Annotated in this window: 3 protein-coding genes; all 3 read right to left on the bottom strand. The window is 37.3% G+C overall.

Translation table 11 applies throughout. The features are described 5' to 3' along the window. The coding region (locus DBR11_RS24590; protein WP_108555229.1) for a TetR/AcrR family transcriptional regulator at nt 1–583 on the bottom strand (583 nt) is incomplete at its 3' end. 155 nt (nt 584–738) lie between these two features. Then, nucleotides 739–1,977, bottom strand: a complete 1,239-nt coding sequence (locus DBR11_RS24585) for a hypothetical protein (RefSeq protein WP_108555228.1) — start codon at nt 1,975–1,977, stop codon at nt 739–741. 9 nt (nt 1,978–1,986) lie between these two features. Beyond that, the gene (locus DBR11_RS24580; protein ID WP_108555227.1) at nt 1,987–2,526 is read right to left on the bottom strand and encodes an RNA polymerase sigma factor; all 540 of its coding nucleotides are present in this window, start codon (nt 2,524–2,526) and stop codon (nt 1,987–1,989) included. Nucleotides 2,527–2,775: the final 249 nt, after the last annotated feature.

Raw genomic sequence — 2,775 nt, 5'->3', positions numbered from 1 at the left:
TTCCTATACCCTCAATCAGCAAATCAATCATCTCATCAAAGTATTCCCCAGACTCAAATTCAGAGCTTTCTATGCTCAATGGATAATGCAACCCCCTAAAGGCGGTCACCATCATAAAGGCCATTTTATTCATCTTTATCAGGGAAAGTTCTTTAAATTCACCAGATTGAGAGCCACCAAGCAATATCTCTCTGATCATATCGATCTGAATCTGTTCATACCTGGTCTTCAAGCACATGAGCACCTTAAGACTTTCCATAGAATCTTCAAAAATCACCTCTTTAAAGGAATGATACCCCACTATTGCAGTTAGTTGTGCATGAAGAAAGGCTTTCAACTTGTCTTTTGCTTTTCTGGCTGCATTGACCGCCTCTCTTAAACTTTTAACCACATTTTTCATTTCACTCTCCACAACCGCCTCAAAAATCTCCTTTTTACTTGGAAAATAATAATAAAGCGTACTCTTGCCCTTTCCTGCAGCTGCAGCAATATCTTCCATGGTCGTTTTTTTCAGACCATGTTTTCCGAAAAGCTTTTTGGCCCCGGCAAGTATTTCTGTAATTACAATTTCATCCTTTTCCATTGTCTGTCTTCTAAATCATAGACCGAAATTCAATTCAGGTCCAAAAGTACATAATTATATAACAGAATCGCCATAAGTGTTTCCTAAGGCGAAAATATTACAAACAATACACAAAAAAAGGGGCACTCGCCCCTTTTCGTTCTGATTACCAATAGTTAAAACGTCAATTTAAGTCTTACACCTCCATTGGTAAGTTTTAGATCCTGGTTAGATAATTTCCCAACTGGTATTTTCAAAAATGGCTCTACAACGATATTATATTTATTGAAAATTTCCTGTTTCCGGCCTACGGAAAAGTTAAAAAAGCCCAGATAACTATTCCCATTTAGCGGCGTTTCGGTTACAACCTCATTGTTTTTCTCCCTTAGAACGCTCTGAAAAGACTTAATATCACCCGTAGCTACATCCTGTAAAGTACTTGAAACTTCCAGTTCTGTTAAATACTTATTGTTTCTTTTCTCACTTATTACCCCAAAATAGGAAACACCAACAGAAGTATACAACTGTTTATTCACATTAAAAGTCAAAGAAATTGGAATATCAATAGCCCTGATATCTGAGTTAACAGAAGTCAGTTTCTTATTTGACATCATACTGGCCTGGCTAAAATCAGGCGTAAGGTTTTTCCCTGCAGCCATAGCTACATAAGCAACCCCGGAACTTAAAGAAAAACTCTTGGATAATTTATACTCTGTGGTCACACCAGCGCCCATATTTAACCTGGATTGTAATAAAGTTGGCGAAACTTCGACCCCAAAATCCCACCTTGAATCGGTTTTTGCTTTTGCTGTTTTAGTTGCAGGCTTCGAAGACTCTTCTCTTAAAAACTCCATAAAATCCTTCTCCTTAGCCTTCTCATTACCAGCCACATGGTCTTGACTTTTTAATCCTGCCGACGCTATATCTGTTTTTTTGAATGGCTTGGAACTGCTATCTGAAGCAATAGCAATTGAGGCCTTAGATTCAACGGCCTCTTTAGAAATCAGTTCATTTATAATTTGATTCTGATGATCTTTGTTTTTAAAAGAAAGCGCCTGATTGATCAATCCCGTTTGATTACCTTCCAGAACATCAGACTTCGATTTTTCCGGCTCCACATTATGATTCTCTTTTGAACCTGAGTTGCCATCAAGCGTTATTTCAGGCAATTTTGTTTGTCCTTTTTTTAAACCCACAGTTATCTGTTCCACACTATTCTTTTTCCAAATAAAAGGCAAAACAGAACAAATCACCAATAAAGCAGCGGCAACACCTATCCAAATCACACCTATTGGTCCTTTCTTTTTGCTACGCTTTGAGAAATCCTCCCAGGCTCCAGCCTCATAGGGTTCCTCGTGCTCTTTAAAAAGAGCAGCGATTTCATCAATTAATTCTTTCTTATCCGGAGCTTCCATCCCTTAACTCTAATGCTTTTTTATATATAATTCTCTTAACCGTTGCTTTGCCCTGGTTAAATAAGTTCTGCTCGAACTCTCAGGGATAGCCAAAGTTTTAGATATTTCATCATGGCTAAAACCTTCTATTTCATACATGTTGAATACCGTCCGGTGCAAATCAGGCAGGTAATACAACAATTTCATAATATCATCTACAAATAGTGTATCTGTTATCTCCACATGCCCGGTCGAAAGGTTTTCATAATCTTCAACAAAACTCAGAGGAGACTTATTGAGTCTGATCCTGTCCAATGCTGTCCGTACCGTAATTTTTGCCAGCCAGGCCTTAAAAGACTTTTGGAAATCCTCAATTACATGATTGTGTTTAAAATCGTACATGTTCTTAAATGCTTTAATAAAGCTGTCATTAACAACTTCCTTGGCCGTATCCCTATCCTGGATATATCTAACTGCAACACCCATTAAATACCCCCAATAAAAGATATAGATCCGTTCTTGCACCCGCTTATCATGAGCCCCAAGTCCATCAATAATATCCTGGAACATTATACTTTTTTTATCCACGCTTCGATAAGCCTATCTTTTGTTATTAATTTATTCCCGGTTCCGAAGGGCAGACATTTAACCCTAATAAAAGACAAACGGACGGGAACTGTAAAACGCTACAAAATTATTCAATATTTATTATTTAATATAATCTTTTGATTTCTGATTATTCCGTCCAATTCACTGAAATATTTTTTTTAAAAATTTTGTAGCGTATGTAAAGCACCACCCGTTTACACAGCATAAAAC

The sequence above is a fragment of the Pedobacter sp. HMWF019 genome, assembly GCF_003061025.1.
Lineage (GTDB): Bacteria > Bacteroidota > Bacteroidia > Sphingobacteriales > Sphingobacteriaceae > Pedobacter.
Note: the sequence above shows the minus strand (reverse complement) of the source record. Positions and strands in the feature narration are given on the sequence as shown.